The organism is Candidatus Zixiibacteriota bacterium (assembly GCA_029860345.1).
GTDB lineage: Bacteria > Zixibacteria > MSB-5A5 > GN15 > FEB-12 > JAJRTA01.
Genome location: JAOUBJ010000007.1, coordinates 180,234 through 202,204, shown reverse-complemented (window position 1 = coordinate 202,204; position 21,971 = coordinate 180,234). Strand labels below are relative to the sequence as shown.

General features: G+C 54.5%; 22 protein-coding genes and 1 pseudogene. 1 reads left to right on the top strand and 22 read right to left on the bottom strand.

Annotated features, from left to right (window positions below):
- Positions 1-12 precede the first annotated feature (12 nt).
- The 20 genes and pseudogenes from OEV49_09320 to mtaB form a co-directional block, all read right to left on the bottom strand.
- On the bottom strand, positions 13-327 hold the full coding sequence (locus OEV49_09320) for a hypothetical protein (GenBank protein MDH3891270.1): 315 nt from the start codon (positions 325-327) through the stop codon (positions 13-15).
- Between the two features lie 30 nt (positions 328-357).
- Positions 358-1,239, bottom strand: a complete 882-nt coding sequence (locus OEV49_09315; GenBank protein MDH3891269.1) for a FliA/WhiG family RNA polymerase sigma factor — start codon at positions 1,237-1,239, stop codon at positions 358-360.
- A 7-nt stretch (positions 1,240-1,246) separates the two neighbouring features.
- Positions 1,247-2,119 (bottom strand): AAA family ATPase, encoded by an 873-nt coding sequence (locus OEV49_09310; protein ID MDH3891268.1) that lies wholly within the window; start codon positions 2,117-2,119, stop codon positions 1,247-1,249.
- On the bottom strand, positions 2,112-3,260 hold the full coding sequence (locus tag OEV49_09305) for an ATP-binding cassette domain-containing protein (protein ID MDH3891267.1): 1,149 nt from the start codon (positions 3,258-3,260) through the stop codon (positions 2,112-2,114). Before OEV49_09305 ends, OEV49_09310 begins: the two co-directional genes overlap by 8 nt.
- On the bottom strand, positions 3,250-5,340 hold the full coding sequence (gene flhA / locus OEV49_09300) for a flagellar biosynthesis protein FlhA (GenBank protein ID MDH3891266.1): 2,091 nt from the start codon (positions 5,338-5,340) through the stop codon (positions 3,250-3,252). Before flhA ends, OEV49_09305 begins: the two co-directional genes overlap by 11 nt.
- Position 5,341: 1 nt before the next feature.
- Positions 5,342-6,412 carry a flagellar biosynthesis protein FlhB gene (flhB, locus tag OEV49_09295; GenBank protein ID MDH3891265.1) on the bottom strand — a complete coding sequence of 357 codons (1,071 nt, stop codon included), beginning with the start codon at positions 6,410-6,412 and terminating at the stop codon, positions 5,342-5,344.
- A gap of 6 nt (positions 6,413-6,418) precedes the next feature.
- Positions 6,419-7,207 carry a flagellar biosynthetic protein FliR gene (gene fliR, locus OEV49_09290; protein MDH3891264.1) on the bottom strand — a complete coding sequence of 263 codons (789 nt, stop codon included), beginning with the start codon at positions 7,205-7,207 and terminating at the stop codon, positions 6,419-6,421.
- 258 nt (positions 7,208-7,465) lie between these two features.
- Positions 7,466-7,735 (bottom strand): flagellar biosynthesis protein FliQ, encoded by a 270-nt coding sequence (gene fliQ, locus OEV49_09285; GenBank protein ID MDH3891263.1) that lies wholly within the window; start codon positions 7,733-7,735, stop codon positions 7,466-7,468.
- Between the two features lie 16 nt (positions 7,736-7,751).
- The gene (gene fliP, locus OEV49_09280) at positions 7,752-8,426 is read right to left on the bottom strand and encodes a flagellar type III secretion system pore protein FliP (protein ID MDH3891262.1); all 675 of its coding nucleotides are present in this window, start codon (positions 8,424-8,426) and stop codon (positions 7,752-7,754) included.
- 158 nt (positions 8,427-8,584) lie between these two features.
- Positions 8,585-9,157, bottom strand: a complete 573-nt coding sequence (gene fliO / locus OEV49_09275) for a flagellar biosynthetic protein FliO (GenBank protein MDH3891261.1) — start codon at positions 9,155-9,157, stop codon at positions 8,585-8,587.
- Positions 9,141-9,404, bottom strand: a pseudogene (fliN, locus tag OEV49_09270) (flagellar motor switch protein FliN). Before fliN ends, fliO begins: the two are co-directional and overlap by 17 nt.
- A gap of 456 nt (positions 9,405-9,860) precedes the next feature.
- Positions 9,861-10,856 carry a flagellar motor switch protein FliM gene (gene fliM / locus OEV49_09265; GenBank protein MDH3891260.1) on the bottom strand — a complete coding sequence of 332 codons (996 nt, stop codon included), beginning with the start codon at positions 10,854-10,856 and terminating at the stop codon, positions 9,861-9,863.
- A 12-nt stretch (positions 10,857-10,868) separates the two neighbouring features.
- Positions 10,869-11,471, bottom strand: a complete 603-nt coding sequence (locus tag OEV49_09260) for a flagellar basal body-associated FliL family protein (protein ID MDH3891259.1) — start codon at positions 11,469-11,471, stop codon at positions 10,869-10,871.
- Between the two features lie 2 nt (positions 11,472-11,473).
- On the bottom strand, positions 11,474-11,698 hold the full coding sequence (locus OEV49_09255; protein ID MDH3891258.1) for a flagellar FlbD family protein: 225 nt from the start codon (positions 11,696-11,698) through the stop codon (positions 11,474-11,476).
- Positions 11,699-11,704: 6 nt separating this feature from the next.
- Positions 11,705-13,684 (bottom strand): flagellar hook-basal body complex protein, encoded by a 1,980-nt coding sequence (locus OEV49_09250; protein MDH3891257.1) that lies wholly within the window; start codon positions 13,682-13,684, stop codon positions 11,705-11,707.
- A 108-nt stretch (positions 13,685-13,792) separates the two neighbouring features.
- Complete coding sequence (locus tag OEV49_09245) at positions 13,793-14,194, bottom strand: flagellar protein (protein MDH3891256.1); 402 nt, start codon at positions 14,192-14,194, stop codon at positions 13,793-13,795.
- Between the two features lie 13 nt (positions 14,195-14,207).
- Positions 14,208-14,900, bottom strand: coding sequence for a hypothetical protein (locus tag OEV49_09240; GenBank protein MDH3891255.1), 693 nt, complete (start codon positions 14,898-14,900; stop codon positions 14,208-14,210).
- A gap of 12 nt (positions 14,901-14,912) precedes the next feature.
- Positions 14,913-16,883, bottom strand: coding sequence for a flagellar hook-length control protein FliK (locus OEV49_09235; GenBank protein MDH3891254.1), 1,971 nt, complete (start codon positions 16,881-16,883; stop codon positions 14,913-14,915).
- A 2-nt stretch (positions 16,884-16,885) separates the two neighbouring features.
- Positions 16,886-17,659, bottom strand: coding sequence for a hypothetical protein (locus OEV49_09230; protein ID MDH3891253.1), 774 nt, complete (start codon positions 17,657-17,659; stop codon positions 16,886-16,888).
- 455 nt (positions 17,660-18,114) lie between these two features.
- A complete protein-coding gene (mtaB, locus tag OEV49_09225) occupies positions 18,115-19,416 on the bottom strand; it encodes a tRNA (N(6)-L-threonylcarbamoyladenosine(37)-C(2))-methylthiotransferase MtaB (GenBank protein ID MDH3891252.1) in 1,302 nt (433 codons plus the stop codon).
- Between the two features lie 201 nt (positions 19,417-19,617).
- Here mtaB and OEV49_09220 point away from each other — a divergent pair, with 201 nt between their 5' ends.
- Entirely contained in the window at positions 19,618-20,022 is a 405-nt protein-coding gene (locus tag OEV49_09220) for a bacteriohemerythrin (protein ID MDH3891251.1), read from the top strand.
- Positions 20,023-20,178: 156 nt separating this feature from the next.
- Here OEV49_09220 and OEV49_09215 read toward each other — a convergent pair whose 3' ends face one another.
- Together OEV49_09215 and OEV49_09210 are read right to left on the bottom strand one after the other, a co-directional pair.
- The gene (locus OEV49_09215; protein ID MDH3891250.1) at positions 20,179-20,706 is read right to left on the bottom strand and encodes a DUF1858 domain-containing protein; all 528 of its coding nucleotides are present in this window, start codon (positions 20,704-20,706) and stop codon (positions 20,179-20,181) included.
- Positions 20,703-21,962: a DUF438 domain-containing protein gene (locus OEV49_09210; protein ID MDH3891249.1), complete on the bottom strand. Its 1,260-nt coding sequence runs from the start codon at positions 21,960-21,962 to the stop codon at positions 20,703-20,705. Before OEV49_09210 ends, OEV49_09215 begins: the two co-directional genes overlap by 4 nt.
- Between the last annotated feature and the right edge of the window lie 9 nt (positions 21,963-21,971).

Below are 21,971 nucleotides of genomic sequence, written 5' to 3'. Positions count from 1 at the left end.
CTCGCAATCTGTTCACGCTTTCAGGTCGATGTGACCATCCGACGTTTCGTTGTTTACATCCTCGTTATCTTCAGGCGCATCGTTTTCCACCGCGCCGTCGTTCGATTCGTTTTCATCGCTTTGATCATCGCACAACTCGGGATCGGAGAGCATCAGACGGTCGGCCGTCTTTTTCTTGTTTTCTTTCCTTTGTTCGTCCTCGGCTTTCTCTTTCAGTTCCCGCGCCTGCCGACGACGCTTGTCCTGTTTGGACTTTGCCATCGGGTTGATCTGTTCCTCAGGCGTGGCGGCCGTCAGGTGGTCCACTCTCTCAATATCCTGAGTCATCCTTAACTCACTTTGGCGTCCGGGCGCCGGTTATCCGGTCAGAGCAAATTTCTCCCTGACCATTCCGCGCAGTTTGGCCACGGCGCGGGTGTGGATTTGCGATACTCGTGACTCGGAAATCGACATCACTTCACCGATCTCCTTCAAAGTCAATTCTTCGTAGTAATAGAGCGCGATGACCAGCTTTTCCTGATTGGTGAGACGGTCGATGGCCACAACCAGGAAAGACCTCAGTTCGCCTTTTTCGATCTCGCCGAGGATCGAGTGTACTGACTTATCAACAACGGTCTCGATCCGAGGGACCTGACGATTGTCATCCTCGCGGTAAACAACTTCGTCCAGCGACAGAATGCTTGTTCCGGTGACATCGCCCAGGGCGGTATGTAAGTCTTCAACGCTAATCTTCATCAGTTTTGCCAGTTCCGGTTTTTCCGGCGGTCGACCCAGCTTGTTTTCCAACACCGTGTGGGCGCGATCAATCTCGCGGGATTTGGCTCGGGTCGAACGCGGCACCCAGTCCAGGGCACGAAGCTCGTCGAGGATAGCGCCACGAATGCGCGGCACTGCATAGGTCTCGAATTTTACTCCGCGGTCACGATCGAAATTGCCGAACGCTTCTATCAGACCAATGACACCGGTGTTTACCAAATCCGAGAGTTCCACCGAACGCGGGAAACCCATGGCCATCCGTGAGGCAACGTTGCGCACCAGCGGTAGATACTTGTTCAGAAGCTTCTGACGGATCTCCGGTGTATTGTGCTTCTGATACCGAGCCCAATCACGCTCCGACACATCCCATTTGCTTGCTCGTCGAGCCCGGGTCTGCGGCGTTTTGGGTTCAGTTGTCTTGGCAGCTTTGGCTGCTTCTTTACTTTTGCGCTTGACGGGCGCAGTTTTTGTCGTGCTAACCATTTGTATGCTATTCCCTTATATCGGCCGTAGCCGGGCTACTATTTATTGCTTTTTCTGAATTCTCTTGAGCAGGTGAATGGGCGCTCAAACTATCGGACACCAGTTGAATGGTTATCTTTTCGAGTTCCACCAGCGTCTTTTCCGCATCGTCGGTCATCGACAACGGCCTCTGACCAGCCACGGCCCGGCGAATCGACTCGGCCTCAAGCAGACGCCCATGGTAACCGGGAGGGCGGCCATAGAAACGCTCGGTTAGGGCGCCCAGCTTCTGATGGATGTACTCGGCTTCATCATCGGTCTGGGCTCGATTGACCAGCAAACGGCAGTCGAGTGAGCGGTCGGTTTCCAGTAGATGTTTGTAGAGTCCGCAGGCGTCGGCTATTGATGTCAACTCTGGCACCACTACCAGGAGATTGATGTCGGAGGCTGCGGCCATTACGGTTGAGGCCCGACACTTGCCCGAGGGATGATCGATCAGAATCAGATCATAGTGCTGACCCTCATTCCTGAGCCGGGTGGCCAGATGCGCGGCTGCCTTTGTCGATGACATATCTTCGGGCCAGCCGCGACCGTCGGTAGCCAGCAAATCGAGTGTGCCGCCAAGTACCGTCACCGCCTCTTTGAGCGAGAGATCGCCGGCCACCACCTGGGCCACGCCGTAGCGACAAGCTACGTTGGCCAGGATGTGCAGATTGCCGCAATAGACATCGAGGTCAACCAGCAACACCCGAGTTCCCCGGAAGGCCAGACGTTCGGCCATGTTATAGGCAAGTACCGACTTGCCCACACCGCCCTTGCCGGATAGCAGCGACACCAAACGAGTATCTTTCACCACCGATGGTTCGGCAGTACGTTGGAGGTTCAAACGTTGCTTAGACACCGGCCACCTCCGTTTTGAGAATCAGCCGGGCCGTGCGGTCCGGATCAGGTTGGCATACATGACCGATACCACCCGGCGCATCGCAGACTATGGCAATCGGCCAGCCTGTATGTTCGGCCACCGAAATCACGGTGCCGTGACGGTTGGTCAGGTCGGTCATGGTGACAGCCAGGTGCGTGGGCTTGAGAGGTTGCATGGCCTCAGCCATGGCGAGAGCGTCGCTCGAACGCATCAGTGTCGAGAAGACAGCCACCCGCATTGACGGATTTATCTCATCAAGTGTATCTCTTAATCGTGCCACGTCGTCAGAATTGGCGGGAAGGGCCGGCGTGTCGATGAGCATGACGGCGTCATGCGGCAACTCGGAAGTCTCTTGAAGTGACGCCGGGTCGGTCAGGTCGGCGTTGAGTACTTCGGCGTATCGACGAATTTCTTCGGCCGCGGCCATCTTGCAGTTGTCCAGGCTCACCATGGTGACCTTCTTCTTTTCCTGCACTGTCAACCGTGCAGCCAGTTTGCCCAACAACGTCGATTTGCCAGCTCCGGCCGGTCCGACAAAAGCAACCCTGTCGCCCGGTTCAAACTTGAGGTTCGGTTCCATCAGCCCGGCCAGCCGTTCGACCAAAAGCCGGTGCACGACAGTGACCGGGTCGGTGGCGGCATCTGAGTGCACGGCTGTGTCGCCGATGACGGATGCGATCAGATCGTCGGCCAGGTCGGCATCCTTAAGATTGTCTCGGATGGTGTCCAGAATAGTCGGCAGCCCCCGGTCGGTAGCCGAAATGTCATTGGCCATCAGATGATCCAGTTTGCGCCCGAGGTCGTCCAGTCGATTCTGTAAACCCGGTGCTTCCGGCGGAACGTCAAGACTGAAACTGTCTGTCGTTACCTGTCCATCATCAAGTTGCCACCGTGGCGTCATCCGGTTCGGTGATGATACTTCCGGCTTGCGGTCGGTGAGAATCTCCGAAGTTTGATAGGCCGACGCTTTCTCCAGGCAGGCGGTGATTTCCACCCGCGAGTCACCCCCGGCGGTGGTGAGTTGTCGCGTCTTCAGTACCATGGCCTCGCCACCCATCTCCGTCCGCACCTGTTTCAATGCCGCGGCGGCGTTTTCTGCTACGAATGATTTAATTATCATCTTCCAACCTCACCATTCCTGTAGAGATCAATTCTACCTCCGGCATGACCTCGTTGTATGACACCACCGCCAATTGCGGATGTCTGGCCTCGACCAAACGGCGCAGAGCCAATCTGATGTTGGGGGAGCTAAGGCATACCGGCGTGAATCCGGCCAATAGCGGCCGCTTCATTTCTTCGCCGATTCTCTCAAGCAGCTTCTCGGCCATAGCCGGGTCAAGCACCAGCATCAGTCCCTGTTTGGTGTTCTGCACCGACTCTCCGAGTTGTTGCTCCACGGCGGGATCTATCGTGAACACATTAATCTTGCCGTCTTTATCTTTGTAGAGTTCTGTGATCTGACGCCTGAGGGCCATGCGCACGTACTCAGCCAAAACGTCGGGTTCCTTGGTGGCCGTGATGTAATCGGAAATCGTTTCAAGGATGGTGGCCAGATCGCGAACCGGCACACGCTCTTTCAAGAGCGCTTTCAACACCTTTTGAAGGGTGCCCAGGCTTACCAACTCAGGGATAGTCGAATCGACCAGAGCGGGGAAATCTTCTTTGAGCGTGTCGACCAGATGTTGCACGTCCTGGCGGCTCAGAATCTCAGCCGTTGCATTCCGCACTACTTCGGTCATGTGGGTAGCCATCACGGCCGAGGGTTCCACCACCGTGTATCCCTTGGCTTCGGCTATCTCTTTCAGATTGGGAATTATCCAACAGGCTTCAAGGTCGAAAGCGGGATCGCGGGTCTCAAACCCTTCCAGCTTCTCTTCAACGAAACCGGGGTTGATGGCCAGCAAATGATCGACCATCAGTTCGAACGTTGCAACCGTGATACCCTTCACTTTGATGCGGTACTCGTTGGGACGAAGTTGCACGTTGTCGCGAATGCGAATCGGAGGCACCACGATACCCAGTTCACCGGCCAGTTGTTTGCGGATGACACCGATACGGTTCAGGAGGTCTCCCCCCTGTTTGGCATCGACGAGTCCGATCAATCCATAGCCGATCTCCAAACCCAGGGCGTCAACTTTGAGCAGGTCCTCGGTGCGTTCTTCCGCTACCTGGGTCTGCTGAGCCTCTTTTTTGGCTTCCTGCTGTTTGGCCTGCACCCGCTGACGCTGTTTCATCTCCCTGGTCACGAAGCCGATACCGCCGATCAAGAGAGCCAGGATGATAAAGGTAGTCGTGGGCATACCAGGCAGTAGACCAAATCCGAAGAGCACTACCGATGCCACGAGAATGGCCCGCGGCTGGCGGGTGAGTTGAGTGCCGAGGTCCTTGCCCATGTGATCACGAGCCGCCGCACGGGTAACGATGATACCGGAGGCGGTCGACACCAACAGCGCCGGAATCTGCGTTACCAGACCGTCACCGATCGATAACAGCGAGTAAGTGCGCAAGGCTTCGGAAAGAGACATATCGTTCAGGGCGATACCTATAACGAAACCGCCGATGATGTTAATGAGTGTAATCAGGATACCTGCAACGGCGTCACCACGCACAAACTTGGAGGCACCGTCCATCGCGCCGTAGAAGTCGGCCTCGCGGGCGATGTCTTCACGACGGGTACGGGCGTCTTCATCGTTGATAATGCCGGCGTTCAGGTCGGCGTCGATAGCCATCTGCTTACCCGGCATGGCATCCAATGTGAAACGAGCGGCTACCTCTGAGATGCGGGTAGCACCTTTGGTGATAACCACGAATTGAATGATGACCAGAATGACAAAAACGATGAAGCCGACCACGTAATTGCCCTGGACGACAAAATCACCGAACGAGTTGATGACTTCACCGGCGTAAGCATGACCGAGAATGAGTCGAGTGGACGCGACGTTCAGAGAGAGGCGCATCAAAGTCACGATCAAGAGCATGCTGGGGAAGACCGAGAGGTCCAGCGGACGCGTGATGTACAGCGTGGTCAACAACACCACCAGCGAGAAAGTGATGTTGAAGGCCAGCGCGAAGTCCAGAAGTCCGGTCGGTATCGGGATGATCAGTACTGCAATGATACCCACCACGGCCAGCGCCAGAATGACGTCGGAACGCGAGGCGATAGCTTCCAGCAGAGTCCTCTTGGGAGCTTGAGTTGCCACGCTACTTGATCACCTTTCCTTTGAGGCGGTAGACGTAGGCCAGAAGCTCGGCGACGGCACGATACAGTTGGGCCGGAACCAGATCTCCAACTTCGCACATACGGAAAAGCGCCCGAGCCAGAGGTTTGTCTTCGATGATCGGAACGTCGTGCTCGCGGGCCAGCTCTTTGATCTTCTCGGCCAGTTTTCGTTCACCCTTGGCCAGCACGAACGGCGCCTTCCCCTCATCCATGTCGTACTTGAGAGCCACCGCGATCTGTGTCGGGTTGGTGACCACGACGTCGGCCGTCGGCACGGCCGCCATCATCCGCTGCCGTGCCGTCTCACGTTGGATTTGACGCACGCGTGACTTTATCAGCGGGTTGCCCTCGGTGTCCTTATTTTCGTCCTTGATTTCCTGCTTGGACATCTTGATCGATTTCTCGAATTCGTATTTTTGGTAGATATAATCGAGAACGGCGATGGCGATCATTATGGCGCCGACCTTCAGCCCCAGAATCAGCGATAACCGACCCATTGCGGTGGCCAGTTGGCCGATGGTCATATCGGGAAGCAGGAAGAATGATTCAAACTCCCCCTTGATCGCATAGAAGGCGACCAGTCCGACGATTGCCAACTTGATGCTGTCGCGCACCAACTGCACCAGCGACTTGAGGGCAAACAGCCGTTTGAGACCTTTCAAGACATCCAGCTTTTCAAACTTCGGTTCGAGCGACTTGGGTGTGATCTTGAAACCAACCTGACCAACGTTGGCGATCAGCGCGATCACCGTCACGACGGTCAGAATGGGCGCCAACATCAAGAAGAAACGCAGGAAGTATTCGCCGAAGATCTTTATGAAAGTGGGATCACTGGTGGCCAGCGTTGGTGCGTTGGACATCGTGTAGCTCATCATGTCCTGAACCTGTCCGGCCAGGTGCGGACCCAGCATGTACAGCGACAAGAATCCCAGCAGTAGCATGGCCGCCGAATTCAACTCCTGCGACTTGACGACCTTACCTTCTTCACGCGCCTTCCGGCGTCGATGAAATGTCGCCTTTTCGGTCTTTTCTTGTGCTGACTGTTCCGACATGGCTGCCTACGTCCCCCCCAAACCGGTCAGGAGGATCTGTAATTGTTGATCGAAGTAGCCGGTGGTCCGCTCGAGCACGAAACCAAACACCGGCAGTGATATGGCCATGACTGAAAGACCGATGGTGATCTTAAGCGGAAAACCGACGAAGAAAACATTCATGGTCGGCATAGTCTTGGCGATGGTGCCCAGGGCGATATCGGTCAGAAACAAAGTAATCATCAAAGGTGCGGCGATCTTAAGGGCAACGATGAAGACGAACGCCGTCAGTTTGATTATCAGATCGCCAAAGTCGGCGGCGACATTGAAGACGCCGGGCGGGATTATCATGTAGCTGTCGGCAAAAGCCGAAATGATCAGGTGATGCCCGTTGATACCCAGGAATATCAGAATGGCCAGCGTATACCAAAAGCGACCGACCACCGATATCTGGCTGGCCAGGTTTTTGTCGAACACTGTAACCATGGCGAACCCAAGTTGATAGCCAACGATACCGCCGGCCGTCAGGGTACCCATGAACAACAGACGATAGAGCAGTCCGATCAGAAACCCGATAAAGAGTTCGTGCAGCACCAGACCGCCGAGTTGCCAGAATGACTTCGCAACTTCTATCGTCTCAAGCGACACCGTCGGCACCAGCACCAACGACAGCATCAACACCAGCCCCACCCGTACCAAGGGGGGCAAGCCGCGCTCGCCGAATACCGGCGCGAGCGCAAACAAACCGCTGGTTCTGACGATGATCAGAAGGAGGAATTGTAGCTTTTCAGCACCGAAGTTTACGAACTCAAACAAGGCTATCTTCCACGCAATAATGGTTTATCGATCAAACCTTATTTCAAACCGTGTGCCAGAATGAAACGGTATGGCGCGGAAGTGTAAGCTGTTGCGCTGGTGTGCTTTAGCGGGTGACCGAGGCGGCCCTGGCGTTAGTGCGGTGTCGAATTGAACCGAATTTGCTCAGGTAAGCTGGTAAAACTTTCCACAGTTGGGTCAGGAGCAGATAGATGGAAATTCGAACAACGGACCATGATGAGTAGCTCGTTTTCACGATCACATGGCCAGACTGGGAATCAGTTCAAACATGTGGCGCAGGAAGTCGGTGGCCAAGTTGATCATCCACGGCAGGAAAATCAACAAGGCGGCGGCGACGGCGAGGATTTTCGGCACGAAAGTCAGAGTCATTTCCTGAATCTGTGTCACTGCCTGAAACAGAGCGATGGTAATACCAATGACCAGCGCAAAAGCCAGCATTGGTCCGGCCAGCATCAGAGTGAGAATCAGCGCTTCGCGACCAATCGAGACAACAAGTTGTGGAGTCATGAACTCTAATCCTCAACTAAAGATGAAACGATTCCACCAGTGATTTGACCAGCAGATACCATCCATCCACCAACACGAACAACAATATTTTGAACGGTAACGACACAATGATCGGCGGCAACATCATCATGCCCATCGACATCAGTACCGATGCCACCACCATATCGATCACCAGGAAGGGAACGAATAACACAAAGGCAATTTGAAAGGCGATACGCAATTCGGATATAACAAAGCCCGGTACCAACACTTGTAGCGGTATGTCGTCGGGGTTGTCCGGTTTATCCAGTTTGGCAATGTTGACAAACAGCGCCAGGTCCTTCTCGCGCGTCTGTGAGAGCATAAACTCCTTGAACGGTTGGACAGCATTGGTAAAGGCTTCTTCTTTGGATATCTCTTCTTCCAGATATGGTTTGACGCCGGTGTTGTATGCCTGATCGACAACCGGTGTCATGATAAAAAAAGTCAGTATCAGAGCCAGGGCGATCAACAGTTGGTTGGGCGGCATTTGATGGATACCCATGGCGTGCCTTAGAAATGACAAAACGATGACGATGCGCACAAACGATGTCACCATAATCAGTATAGACGGCGCCAGGGCGAGCACCGTCATTAATATGACTATCTGAATGGTAGTCGAAAGATCGGTCGAATCGGCGGTTTCACCGACCTCAACGGAGATCTTCGGGATGGTCTGAGCGACAAGATTGCCGGTCGTCACCAAGGCGGTAGCCGAGGCGGCTGCCACGAATTTCAGCAGTTTTTTCATATCCTATATTTCTCTGAGTCGCAGGCCGCACATCATCCATGATGTGAGTAATGTCCTGCGACGTTCACAAAGTTTCGGTTCTACGATTCCAGCGCAGTCCGACGGCCTTTCGACGTCAGTCTTTTCATTTGCGCCGCGGCCGTACTCAGCATCTTGCTGAACGCATCCGGTTCACAATCGGCGGGAGTCGAAGTAATCAATGCCGCCGTGTCGGCGGGGTTCAATTCCGTCAGCAGAGCCATTCTCTCACCGGTAATTCCCACCAGCACTGACTTGTCACCGACGCGGATAAGAGTCACACTTTGTTTGGGACCCACCGGAGTCGATTCCAAAACCTCCAGGGCATTAATCTTGTTCGTGCCGCCGTACTTACCACCCATTGTCTTCTTCATCAGATAGATGCCGACATAGATGCAGACAATGACCACGAACAAAGCTCCGACCATCTTTGCCAGGGTCGGCAAGGCCCCATCGGTGAAAACATCGGAAGCCTCGGCTGCGGCGATCGCACCGGCACCTTCAGGCGCCGCCTGTGTTGTTTGGTCTGCTTCACCGTCGCCTGAAGACACCATGAACAGTCCCATAACGGCCATTGCGACGATCAAGGCGGACGTGTAGAGAAGGCGACGTTGTTTGTTATTGTTCTTCGCCAAGAGCCTTCAACCTCTCTTCGGGTGAAATCAGGTTGGTAACACGAACGCCGAAGTTTTCATCGATTACAACAACTTCACCTCGGGCCACTGTTTTGAAGTTTACCAGCAGGTCCACCGGCTCACCGGCCAGCTTGTTGAGCTCGACTACCGATCCGGGTCCCAGGGCGAGAATATCGGAGATTGACATGCGCGTGCGACCCAGCTCGATCGAAACCGGGAGGTTGATATCCAGGAGCATATCGATATTCTGCGCTTCGGGCCGGCCGGCCGGTTCCGACAGATGTTGAAATTCCGCCTGAGACACACTGGCGCCGCCGAAGTCTATATCTTCAGGTGTGGCTCCTCCGCCATCCTCCGGTAACTCCTCCAGCATGGCCAACATGGCTGCTTCGGCATCATCTTCACCGGCATCCTCTGCGTTGACGACCTTCTGGTCGTCGCCCGACGGTGGAGCATCATCATCGACGGCACCGGCCTCTGCCAGGATTTCATCGGCTGATGGGGTGGCTTTCGGTTCGTCAGGCGGAGCCTTATCCTCATCCGGAACTGCATCCGCTCCATCCGGAGTCGCATCAGCCTCTACACCCGCCGCTTCGGCATCACCTGGAGGCATGGCTGCCTCTGCAGGCGCAGCATCCGGTGCGGGTGTCTCCGATGATTCAACGTTTTCTGGTGTTTCCATATCTTTTTCGTCAGCCATCGCTTATATCTCCTGTGCCTCAAGGTCGCATTTATCGGTAATCTGGACCGCCCGTTTTTTGCCGGAGAGTCCGGGTCGAGCGTCGTACTTTCTCCGTCTATTGATAAAGAGTCCGATCGGTTGGTTGATCTTAACTTCTGAAGGGACAATGTCACCGACACATAGATCGAGGAATTCTCGCACCTTGATTGTCGTTCTCAAGAGCTCGGCGCTGACTACAGCCTCGATGTTGCTCAGATTCTGCCGATTGATCAAGCGGTCCTCGTCGAGGTTCTTCTTTTTGGTAGCATCGATCCAGTTTTGTGCCGAGAGCTTGGTGATTATTGGTTCCAGCGACACATAGGGATAACACAAGGTCAGCAGACCGGTTGACTGAAACAGCTTGATCTGAAACGATACCACTACCACCGTCTCACCGGGAGGAACCACCTGGATGAACTGCGGGTTGGTTTCGAAACTCTTTTGTTCGACCTCCAGCTTGACAATGTTTTCCCATGCGCGGATCAGATCGTTGTAAAGCTTTTGTGCGAGACGTCCCATTACTGATCGTTCAATGCCGGTAAGTTCGCGATCCGATTCCAGGATTTTGCCGTTGCCGCCGAACATGCGATCGATCAGCGAAAAAGTGAGGGTCGGGTTGAAGTCAACAAGACAGCCGCCTTCTAAAGGTTGGGCGGCATAGGTGTAGGTGCACGACGGCGACACCAGCGACATGATGAACTCGCTATAGGTAATCTGATCGACCGAGACAAGATCGACATCGACGATTGTTCTAAGCACCGCCGAAAGAGTAGAGCCATAGTGTCCCGCAAAGTTGTCGTGCATATTCTCCAGAGTGCGTATTTGGTCTTTGGAGACACGGTTGGGATGTTTGAAATCATACGCGATTACGGAGCGTAACTTGTCATCCTCGATCTGTTCATCGGAAACTTCTCCATCTCCGGCCGACACCGTCGTCAACAGAGCATCAATTTCGTCCTGTGAAAGTATCTTTGCCAACTGCGTCAACCTTTACTGAAGCACGAAGTCGGTGAAGTAAACACCAACCAACTCTTGGGAACCCATAAGTTTCGACACTCGTTTTTTGATCTGGTAGCGGACGATTTCCTTCTGTTTTGAATCGGTAAGCTGCGCTACCGTTTTGGACGACAGAATGGTAATCAGGGCGTCACGCACAACCGCCTCTTTGGCGGCAAACTCAGCCTCAAACTCAGGAGATTCCAGTTCAAAACCAAAAGACACGGACAGGAATCTGGAACCACCGGTTCCGGCCGGATTGACCACGATATCCCTGATGGCATAAATGAGCGCCTCGCTTTCGCCGTCGGATTTCTTGCGGGGCTTTTTCTTCTTCGGCTTTGGTTTATCCTCTTGAGCGGACTCGCCGTGGGACTCGTCCGTTTCTTCAGCATATTCCTGCTCGCTTTGGTCGCCTGAGGAATCAGAGAGCATTGGCTTGATCACAAACAATGCCACCACCAGCCCAACCACTACCGCAACCAGTCCCACGCCACCCAGGATAAACAGTTTCTTCTTACCGCCCTTGGGTTCGGCTTTCGCTTCGGAAGTTGTATCGTCGCCGGTTTCCATCGTGGTTTTTTCTTCGTCAGCCATAGTCAGTTCCTGTCAACTAATGCGGCAGTATCCGGACTGATCGTCCGGATACTCGCCTTACGTTTGAAATCGGCCACCCGCTCTATGATCTCGTCGATAGTTTGCTTGACCATGATCTTTTTACCGGTCGTCAGACAGATAATTGTCTCCGGACTGGCCTCGACGAATTCGATCAGGTCGGCATTGATAACCAGGGGGGCATCATTGATTCGGGTTACCTTAATCATGGTTTACTACCTTTTGATATTGACCAGCTCGTCCAGCATGCTGTCTGAGGTTGTGATGATCCGGGCGTTGGCCTGGAACCCACGCTGGGCGGTGATCATTCCTGTAAATTCCTGCGCGATGTCAACCGAGGATGACTCCAAAGCGCCCGATGAGATCGAGGCGCCGATGGTCTCCCCCGCCACACCGGAGAGCGGCTCACCGGAGTTTGCGGTCGGTTGATACATCGACTTGCCTGCCTTACGCAGACCGCCGGAGTTGGTGAAATCGGCCAGCATCAACTGAGCCAGAATACGGGTGACACCGTTTGAGAAGATACCGGAGATGTTTCCCGACTGGTCGATCGTGATTTTCTCAAGAATACCCAGGCCGTATCCGTCCTGGCCGGTGATAGACGCAGTGTGGTTACCGCTGCCGAAACCGGTCAGACCGTCGTAGTTACCGACCGATCCGGGATCAAAAGCCAAAGACATATTGGCCGCACCGTTGTTGGGGTTAATAGTAACCGCCGAAGCGCCGCCGTTGTAGTCGAACGTATTCAGAGACCCATCCGGGTTGAAACTAACGAAACCGGAGCCGCCGGCTGTGACCGTCTCCGATCCGAGCGTGCCGGCTGTCCACTCCCAGCGATTCTGAGTCATTGACTTGTAGAACTCAAGGGTGAGAGTGTGACGACCACCCTGCGAGTCGTAGACGTTGATCGACGTCGTATGAATGGTATCGGCTGTTTCGATTTCAAGCACGTTGGCGCCGGTGGCTGCCGCCAGCCCGCCGGTCCCGGTGATAACGGTAATTCCGCCGCCGCCAATTCCGGTGATTCCGGTAGCCAGGCCGGTGACGTCATCGATTACCATATCGAGCATGGTTACCTGCGGTCCGGCCGCCGCGCCACTACCGCGATTCGGTGTGAAAGTGTCGGTAATTGTAAAATTCGCATCGGCGCCGCCGGAGGTTTGGAAAGTCGCACCGTCGGCGGTACCGAAGATCACGTTGACAATGTTCTCGCTGCCGGCCGTAGCGTCGGACGCAGAGGAAGCGATGCCATAGCTCCCATCAGCACCGGCGCGATCACGCGTGATACTGATAGTACCCTGTGTCGGCGGCGGGCCGCCGGATTCGGTTAGCGTCGCGGTTACACCATCGATCTGACTGATAGCGTTAACCAGGTCGGTGACCGACGACGTTGCGCTGAGACCACTGATGTTCTCGGTACGGGTACCGTCCACCGTCAACTGGAAATCGTCGAAGGTGTTCACACCGAGTGTCCCAAGTTGGGCGGTACCTAACAATCCGGCCACGGTGGCTCCGGTGAAGCTTGCCTGTACCGCTTGCGATCCGGTGATGTCGATGGAATGAGTACCACCCACGCCGTCGACAGTCGTACCGGAGACCGACAGGATGTTCGACGTGCCGGCCAACGACATCGTCGCAACTGAATCGGATGCCGAGGCATCGAGGTTGTTGCCCAGGGTTACTACTTCCGAAGGCTTGGCCGGATCCTGCTGTCCGAACGGAAGGGTAATCATGCCGACCGTGGCCAGAGAAGGAATGTTGCCCGTGTTATCGGCCATCTTTCCCTGAACGTACAATCCGCTTGAGGGATCGACCAGGTTCGAATTGGCGTCGAAGCCAAAGGCTCCGGCGCGGGTATAAAACTGGTTGTCCTGACCGTCACCCAGAATAAAGAAGCCTTTACCCTGAATAGCCAGATCGGTAATCTGGCCGGTAGTTTCCAGGCCACCCTGCTGGAACAGGTTGTCGATAGTGCCGACCTGCATGCCCATGCCCAACTGCACCGGGTTGGTACCGCCGATGTTGGCCGACGGCCGTCCCGCACCTTTGTAGGTCTGGACCAGCGCTTCCTGGAAATTGATGCGGCTGCCTTTGTAGCCGATAGTGTTGATGTTCGCGATGTTGTTACCGATCACGTTCATCTTCACCTGGTGGTTTTTCAGTCCGGATACACCGGAGAATAGTGATGCCATCATGGTGATGGTTCCTCCAAGGATTTCACCAGCGTCCCTCCATCGAAATGGAGTCCAACTCTGGGGTTTTGTTTATAGGTTCTTCTGTTCATTTGTGCAATGTCATAGATCTCAGATTATCACCGCTGAATCTATCGCCGTGACAACACCCTCTCGCAGATTGTCACGATCAAAAACTGTTATCACGGTGCGGTTCGGCACACTTACGACAAAGGCTTCATCATCGGACAAAACCAGAGTCTCGCGCGATCCCTTGGCGTCTGCCTTATCGATAGCGCCGGCGATACTGTTCAGTTTTTCATCCGAAAGCGCCAAGCCGCGCGAATGCAACCGCTCATGGGCGTGACGGGAGAAAGCGATATTCCGCGAGCGGGCCAGCTCCTGCGAAAACATCTCCTTGAACGATGATCGACCCCTCTCCTCAGCCGATACGGTTTGAGCCCGATTGGCGATCTCAATAAGATCGACCGGGCGTTGATAGCCACTGATACGCATGCCAGTTGTGCCAGCCACCGTTTACCTCCTCTTAGCCTTCATCCTCGTCGAAAGAACCCTGTTCTCCGACCGCGGTGACGTCACCCAGAGGTATCTCGGTGCCGTTAACACGCAGGAAGGCGGCTCCTTCGCGATAGACTATGGTTTCGACCGTACCGATCAACGACAACCTCGGCTGAATCGTCTGCCCGGCGGCGTTGGTGGCTGATGCTTCGATGGTGTAGTAGCCCTGGTCGACTCGATTACCAAGACTGTCACGACCATCCCACTCGATGGAGTTGACACCAGGTTCGATGTTGTCGGCATTCAACCTGGCCACCACGTTACCATTTGTATCGCTGATGGTGAAGGTGACGTCGGTCACGAACTCGTCGGTGGTGTAGGTGATCTGCGGCTGGTTGGTAGCATCGACATAGAGACCGTTGTAGGTCGCCTTGATGTCTTTGCCGATCAAACCGGCTGCCATCGTGTTGTTGATCGACTGCATTTGCAGAAAGTCCCACTCATTCGAAGTCGCAATACCCTCGGCTATGTTGTTCATCTGCTCAAGCGAGGAGAACTGAGCCAATTGTGCGATGAAATCTTCGTCCTCCATCGGTTTCAATGGGTCCTGGTGGCGCAGTTTGGTAATCATCAACTGAAGAAAGTCATCTTTCCCCAGCGACTTGATACCGGTGCTCTGAGAACCGCTGATCTCGTTACCCATTCCTGAAATTACACTCATATAGCTACACTCCTAAGCCAGCACGTTCAACCCACCGGAGCCGACATAGGCAGGCGCCGTTGTCGAAACAGCAGCGGGCGGGCTGACTTCGTTTGATTCTGTAAGGTTATTCTCTTCAACGTGGTTTTCACGTGTTTGACGCCGCCAATGCGGATGACGCTCGGACAGTTGTTCGCCGGACTGGCGGCCGTCCAGAGCGACTTCGATCTTTTCTATATCTATTCCGGATTTGACAAGCTGCTGAGTGAGACGATCCAACGATTGTTCAACCACCGCCTTAATCTCAACCGTCTCGACTGTGATGCGGGCGCTCAGCTTGTCCAGATGCATTCTCAGTGACAACCGAGCCGGGCCGAGATTATCCGGTTGAATTCGGATCATGACACTCTGGCCGTTCGGTTTCAGTTTGGACGCCAGATCCTCCGGCAGACTGAACCGGACGTTTCTCGTTGTAACCTCTTTGCTGTCGATCTTGGTATCGGTGTGGACACCGCCGGAACCGTTCAGCGGGTCAACAGCATCGAATTCGTTGTTGAAGGTTGAAACGTCAAATCCGGCGGTAGTTTGTTTAACGATGTTCTTTACCATCTTATCAGCGGTTACCTGACCCTGTTTCAGTGATTGACTGAAGGTCGTCAGTAGCTGCTCATTTTCAATAGTGGCTGCCACCGGTGGCGTTGATGCCACATGGGAGCGTGGATTGTCGGAACCAACCACACGTCCGGACCGATGTTGAATGTCAGGCTTCCGAATCTTCGGGGAAGGCGTTGGCATCACAAACGGCGTCACGGCAGCCCGAACCAGTCGGGGCTGCGAAGATTCCACCGCATTTTGGCCGGTTGTCTGTTTGGGACCGGGCGATGGCTGTTGTCGAACTGCCGTCAACAGTTCGTCGGGACTGTCATAGTCGCCTGCCATACCCTGAGCCGCACCGGGAGTCTGAGTCGTCGGTTGGTTTGTGGCTCTTGTCGTGGATGCCACCTGTTGTATCCGTCCGTTCGTTTTCACTTCCGGCGTCGGTTGAAGCTCTACTTTGACGGCCTTGACTTGATCTTGCGGCAGTTTCGTTCTCAAGTGAAAATCGACATCGGCGTTCTTGACACCGGACAACTTGATGGTCAACTGCTCACCGATGGAATCGTTTTCGGATTTCACCGTGTTTACTTCGATATGTTTGAGATTAAGCTGCGAGAACAAACGTTCCATGTTGGTCGTCTGCCTGGGCAGGGCCTTGAGGTCAACCCGCTCAATGCTCCCCCGCGAACTCGATTGTTCGGCATCTGATCCGACCGCTGCGGGTACCAATTGATCTGATGGTAGCGATACCTGGATTACCGATCCGCGATCGGTGGGATCGACCAGCTTCATTTGGATAGTTCCGTCGGTTCGGCTTGATTCGATCACTTCGTAGCGCCCCGTCTCAAGATTGGTCGGGACAGCAAGGTTCATTCGCACAACCGAATGTTGAATCGGAAGATCGTTCACCGGTAGTTCTGTCCGTATCGCTTTGTTGAACGCAACCACGTTATCCTCAACGACGGCCTGTGGATTCGCGGCTGTTGGCGTAACAGCCAACTCGAGCTTATCTGTGATCGTAACGCCCGCTTGCCCGTCGGTATTCAGGGCCGGTAAGAGGGCGTTGGTGATCGGTCTCGGCGCTGTATCCACGGAACGATTTTGATCGTGCATCACCGGCGGACGTTCAAGGTCCTGGTTTTGAAAAGCCACTGGCTGTTTCGGATCATTCGCGGTCGGGTTGGTCAGTCGTTCAAGCTGCCCGGCGAAATCCGAACCTTCGGGCCTCTCGGACACGACCACCGGGCGATTGCTTGCACCGGGATACGACATCAACATCTCATTCAGCATTTCCGCAAACAGCGGGCCGCTGTTTTCCACATCGGTCTTACCGACAGTGGTGGAACCATCCGGGCCGGCGCCAAGCCCGAGCAGGAAATCAATGTTCATGTCGTTCGGGTTTATCATAACTATTTTTCCGCGATCGTAATCATCTGTTTGGATAGCTTGGCCCCCCGCTTGGGCGGAAACAGAGCCAGTACTTCCGAAGCGTTCTTGGTCTTCATGCGCGGCAGAATCGACACCACGGTAGCATCATCGAGGTTTGCCATCAAGGCGGCCACCGAACGAGCATCCATACCATCGTAAAGTTTGGCCAGGCTGTTAACTCGTGACGTTTCCGCCTGGTCCAGTGTGAGCAGTTTCTGGGAAACTTTTTTGTCCAACAACTTCAACTCACGTTCGCGAGCGGCCAGATCGTTCTCTCTTTCCGCCAGCGCCGCTTTTTCGCCCTCCAACCAACGAGCCGCGTCCATGGAGTCTTCGACCGACATACCCTCCGTCTCTTCCTCGGCCATGGCCACTTCCGCATCCGGCCGGTAATCGAGAAAGGCGAGGTTATCGGTGATGTCTTCCAGAACGCCGGGATCGTCGGCATCGGTCATGAATTCATCGTCATCATAGAAAGCGGGCGGTTCATCGTGCTCGCCGTCGTCATCGGCGGACAACTGGCCGTCGGGTCTTTCGGTATTTGATTTGTCGTGCTGGGTGGCCTGTTGTTCTGGCTCGTCATTATGGGATTCATCCGGGCCGAGGAACATCATGGCTGCTATCGCAACCCCGATAACCAGCACAAAAGCGGCACCACCTATAATGATGTACTTCATCAGACCACTCTTGCCGGTCTTTGAGACTTCGGCTTCGTTGGTCGTGGTTTCCGCAGTGTTTTCTTTTTCGTCAGTCATGCATAGACTCCATAAACCTATTTCTCCGCCGCCCTAAAAAGCAAGCCCCATGCCACCAGCCACCGGTGGATGCTATCGCATTGTACCAATGCGAGTTAGCCGAATTCGTAGGGGGGCACGACAGCCTCGATGACATAGATGGTGAGGAAGGTTTTTCCGTCCAGGTAGGAAGAAGAGGTTCGATGTGAGCAGTGAACGTTGGTCGATTGGGTGGGTGCTGCGTATTCCGAAGGCGAGCGTGTGAGTCGGTGGTTCTTGAGGTTGCTCTCTCACAACACGATGCCGAGAATCGCAGGATCACAATCCCGACTGGTTCGAGATCAAGACCCTGCGAGACCCTTTTAACAAGCTTCCAAGTGGGGCGTCTGCCATCGGGAGGCGTCGGGCGGGGTCGCCCAACGCCACACTCATGGCCGTGTGTGGGTTTCGGCAGCACTCAGCCGCTATGATGCGTCTTACAACAGTTCGCCCGAGACGAACTCGCCATGCGATTCAGTGATATCGAGCTTTACAATGTGGCGTCCACCGGCCAACTGGTCCGGCAGTTTTACTTTGACATAGTTGTCCGATATTCCAAAGCACTCGCCGGGAGAACCTCTGTGCTCTGAAATCGCTTCGAGCCTCTGACCAACCTGGCGCTGGTACGCTTTTCGCAGCATTCCATCGGACATCTGTGTCAGTATTTCACTGCGCTCTTTGATTGCTTGAGGCTTGACTTTGGGAGTCATAGCTGCTGCCGGTGTGCCGGGACGGTCGGAATAGCTGAAAACATGCAGGTAATCGACCAAGCCACTCTCCGTTATGGAGCAGCTATCGGCGAAATCCTCTTCTGTCTCGCTCGGAAATCCGACGATAACGTCGGCGCCGATAATCACATTGGGGATGGCCTGTCTTATCTGAGCCGCCTTTTCCAGAAAGCGCTCCCGGTCGTAGGGTCTGCGCATCAGCTTCAACAAGCGTGAAGAGCCGGACTGCAAAGGAAGGTGGAAATGCCGGCAGATTCGCTTGGACTGTTCCGAGCAGAGGCGAACCAGGTCGTCGGTGACGGTCTGCGGCTCGATCGATGAAAGGCGCATGCGGTACAGTTCGGTATTTTGCAGGATTCTGGCGCACAACTCCGAGAGGTTTCTGATCGGCGGGTCGACTTTGTTGTCATTATAGTAGCCGATATTGACCCCGGTCAGAACTACCTCATTGTAGCCGCCGGCCACCAGTTCATTGATTTCGGCTACAATTTCCTCAGCCGGGCGACAAGTGAGCTCCCCGCGAACGATTGTGACCAGACAGAAGGTACAGACCTGGTTGCAGCCATCGGAAATCTTGATCCAGGCCCGGTTGCGCTGATGAAATTCAGTGAGTACGCCGGCTTTGGCCGCCTCTCCCCCGTTGTCAAACAGGCCGGGCAGCTTTTCCGGCAGAATCTGGGGCAGTTGGTCCTTTTCACGATTGCCCACAACCACATCGACTCCGTTCAGGGCCGCGATTCCCGCCGGATCGGTCTCGACATAACAACCCACCAACACCACTCGGCAATCGGGATTCTCCCGTTTGGCCCGGCGCACCAGGTAGCGCGAATCCTTGTCGGCGCGGTGAGTGACCGTGCAGGTATTTATAATGTACAGATCAGCCGGTTGCCCGTGCGCAACGCGCTCGAATCCGAACGGCGCCAGACCGGCGGCCATTTTTTCAGTTTCGTACTGATTCAGCCGACAGCCAACCGTCTGGAAGGCAATTGTTTTTGTCGCTTTACTTTTCACGGCCCGCTAATATAATGCCTGAGTCCGCCCTGTGGCGCAAAAAACGAAGAACGAAACAGAGCAAGTTAGGCCCCAAAGCCGGTTTGCCGATCTGTGCAGAATTTGATCAATTAAGATCGGATTCTGACGATATACATAAGATAGAAGTAGTTACGCCACCAAGCCAGGGCTTGGTGCCACCCTTTGAAGGTTGGACATAATATGGCGGCGATTGAATGGCAGGAAAAGTACGATACCGGAAACGATCGGCTCGATGAGCAACTTCGCAAATTTGTCGAGCTTATCAACGAGTTGCATACTAAGGTTCCGGATGGAAATATCACCAACGAAACGTCCCAACCTTTGACCGATCTCTCGAAATTTGCCCGCGAGCATTTCGAGGACGAAGAAGCGTTGATGCAACAGATCGATTTCCCGGATTATATCGCGCATAAAGGGGAGCACACCGCCCTGCGCCAGTGGTTTGTCAAAATGATTTTCGATGTTAAAGGTGGCAAGAAGCTAACTACAGACGAGCTGGGGTCATACTTGGGCAAATGGTTGATCGATCATATCCTCAAAGAGGACAAACGGGTTGGTCAGGCCGCTGTTTCCAAGATGAGCTGAGGTGGCAAGCCACCTATAAAGATATCCCTCTCGCTACGCGCATCATTCTACCATTGTCATTCACGCGAAAACTGGATACTGGCCTGCGCCAGTATGACAGACCCCCCGACTGCGTTCGGGATGACATTAGCAGCGCGCGAAGCGCAAAAAACCGATTTATCGGCGCCTGAAATAGGTTCGTACCGTGCCCTCCTGTACCCCTGCCGACCAGACATCGAATGCTTTTGTTCTGGCCAAATCAATCAGCGGCACCGGTTCGAACGGTGTGATCAGTTCGTAAACGCCATCAGTCGCTAGCTGTCCCAGATCAGCCAGAACTTGCGCCACCGGTTGTTCACCGGCTTCTATTAAAGCGCATGCGTCGAAGGTCTTGGATACTTTCGATGGGTCCACCCACTCAGGCTTTGAGGTCGGCGAATCGACTTCGATTGAGTCGACCAAATCGCGCGCCTGTCCCGCCGCTTGGCGCAATCGACCAATCATCTCCGACAAGTCGACCCCGGCCACTTTGGCCGCCTGCCTGAGGGAAGTTGCTTTGGCCACGGTTCGACGCAGGATAGGACTACGAAGTTTTGCGAAGGCGGGGGCTATGTCGTAGAGAGTTTCTTCAAGGTCCGGATACTCTTTGAGCAGGTCGGCCACCTTCATCTCCGGAGTGATAGCCGGACCGGTCGGACGATTCATTGGCCGGGACTGCCGTAGTTTAGCAGTCGTTGCTCACCGCTGAGGGCACGTTTTTCGGTGAGGTCCTGACTGACTTCCAGTGTGCCGAGATAGGCGCCACTGTTGTCTCGCAGTGCGAAGTATTCAATATGCACGAATCGTTCACCAAGCGTGATCCAGAAGGCGGCCCGATCCTGTGCTCCGCTTTTGAAGTCGTCAATAATCTTCTCCACCATGTGAACAGACTTGGGCGGATGACACATCTGCACCTTGCGGCCCAGGATGGCCCGATTGCGCTGGAATATCCGTTCCCGCCCCTGCGTGAAATAGCGCACGGTGTCATCATTGTCGACGAAAGTCAGATCAAACGGGATGTTGCTGAGGATTGCATGGAGTTCGGCAGGATTGAGCGAACCGGAAGGTAGTTGGATACGATCGTCCGGGTCCGTACTTGTTGGTGTCGCTTCGGCGGTTGTCGAAGACACTTCGGTTCTCGGGCGCCATTCGTCGCTGGGATCGAAGAGACAATAGCCGATGGACAAGCTCTGAGCCTGCACCTGACCCCATTCCGATTCGGTGAGAGTATCCATGGACATGGGAAGCAGAATCTCTTCTTCCTTGAATACCATCTCGGCAATCGACGAAGCCGCCGGCCTGACGATTGTCTCAACAACTACTTTTGCTTCATCTGCATTGATATCCGCAGTTTGTCGTATAGCTTCAATCGCCGTTTTGAGCAATGCCCGCGTCTCGTCATGCTTACCCCACATCACGGTGGGTGGACCGGTGATCCCATGTTTTTCGAGAAAGGGAAAAAGCAGATTCTCTTTGCGCTGATAGTGCTTCTCCACATCAGCCAGGGCGTTAATCCGCACCTGAACCTGAAGCATCAGCGCAGGCACTTCATCGGCAGAAGTGGCTTCGGCTATCGACTCACAGAGTTTATCCAACAGGGCCAGCTCTCCTTCCAAGGCGCGGTTCTCCTGCTGGAAAGTGTGCACCGGATGGCCGGGCGGCACTTCGGCGGCATCGGAACGATCTATCTGACCTTTCAGGACGTCGGAGTGAATATCGCACAGTTTCAATACTTCTTCAGTCGGCAGTCCCTCGGCAATCAACTCCTGCTCGGCGGCTACCACATCGTCGTAAGGCACCTCGCCCAACAACCGGACCAGCTGCTTCTTGACCGCTTCGGGGGCCTCTCCATTGTGCAGTTGCAGGATCAGATGTTTTAGCAGGTCGCGTCGCCGGTTGGTATTGTCTATCAGTTCGCTCATCTACTTATC

Coding starts and splice junctions, on each gene's coding strand:
- OEV49_09320 (MDH3891270.1), bottom strand. CDS start 327: ATGACTCAGGATATTGAGAGAGTGGACCACCTGACGGCCGCCACGCCT.
- OEV49_09315 (MDH3891269.1), bottom strand. CDS start 1,239: ATGGTTAGCACGACAAAAACTGCGCCCGTCAAGCGCAAAAGTAAAGAA.
- OEV49_09305 (MDH3891267.1), bottom strand. CDS start 3,260: ATGATAATTAAATCATTCGTAGCAGAAAACGCCGCCGCGGCATTGAAA.
- flhB (MDH3891265.1), bottom strand. CDS start 6,412: ATGTCGGAACAGTCAGCACAAGAAAAGACCGAAAAGGCGACATTTCAT.
- fliQ (MDH3891263.1), bottom strand. CDS start 7,735: ATGACTCCACAACTTGTTGTCTCGATTGGTCGCGAAGCGCTGATTCTC.
- OEV49_09260 (MDH3891259.1), bottom strand. CDS start 11,471: ATGGCTGACGAAGAAAAAACCACGATGGAAACCGGCGACGATACAACT.
- OEV49_09255 (MDH3891258.1), bottom strand. CDS start 11,698: ATGATTAAGGTAACCCGAATCAATGATGCCCCCCTGGTTATCAATGCC.
- OEV49_09250 (MDH3891257.1), bottom strand. CDS start 13,684: ATGATGGCATCACTATTCTCCGGTGTATCCGGACTGAAAAACCACCAG.
- OEV49_09240 (MDH3891255.1), bottom strand. CDS start 14,900: ATGAGTGTAATTTCAGGAATGGGTAACGAGATCAGCGGTTCTCAGAGC.
- OEV49_09235 (MDH3891254.1), bottom strand. CDS start 16,883: ATGATAAACCCGAACGACATGAACATTGATTTCCTGCTCGGGCTTGGC.
- OEV49_09230 (MDH3891253.1), bottom strand. CDS start 17,659: ATGACTGACGAAAAAGAAAACACTGCGGAAACCACGACCAACGAAGCC.
- OEV49_09220 (MDH3891251.1), top strand. CDS start 19,618: ATGGCGGCGATTGAATGGCAGGAAAAGTACGATACCGGAAACGATCGG.
- OEV49_09215 (MDH3891250.1), bottom strand. CDS start 20,706: ATGAATCGTCCGACCGGTCCGGCTATCACTCCGGAGATGAAGGTGGCC.
- OEV49_09210 (MDH3891249.1), bottom strand. CDS start 21,962: ATGAGCGAACTGATAGACAATACCAACCGGCGACGCGACCTGCTAAAA.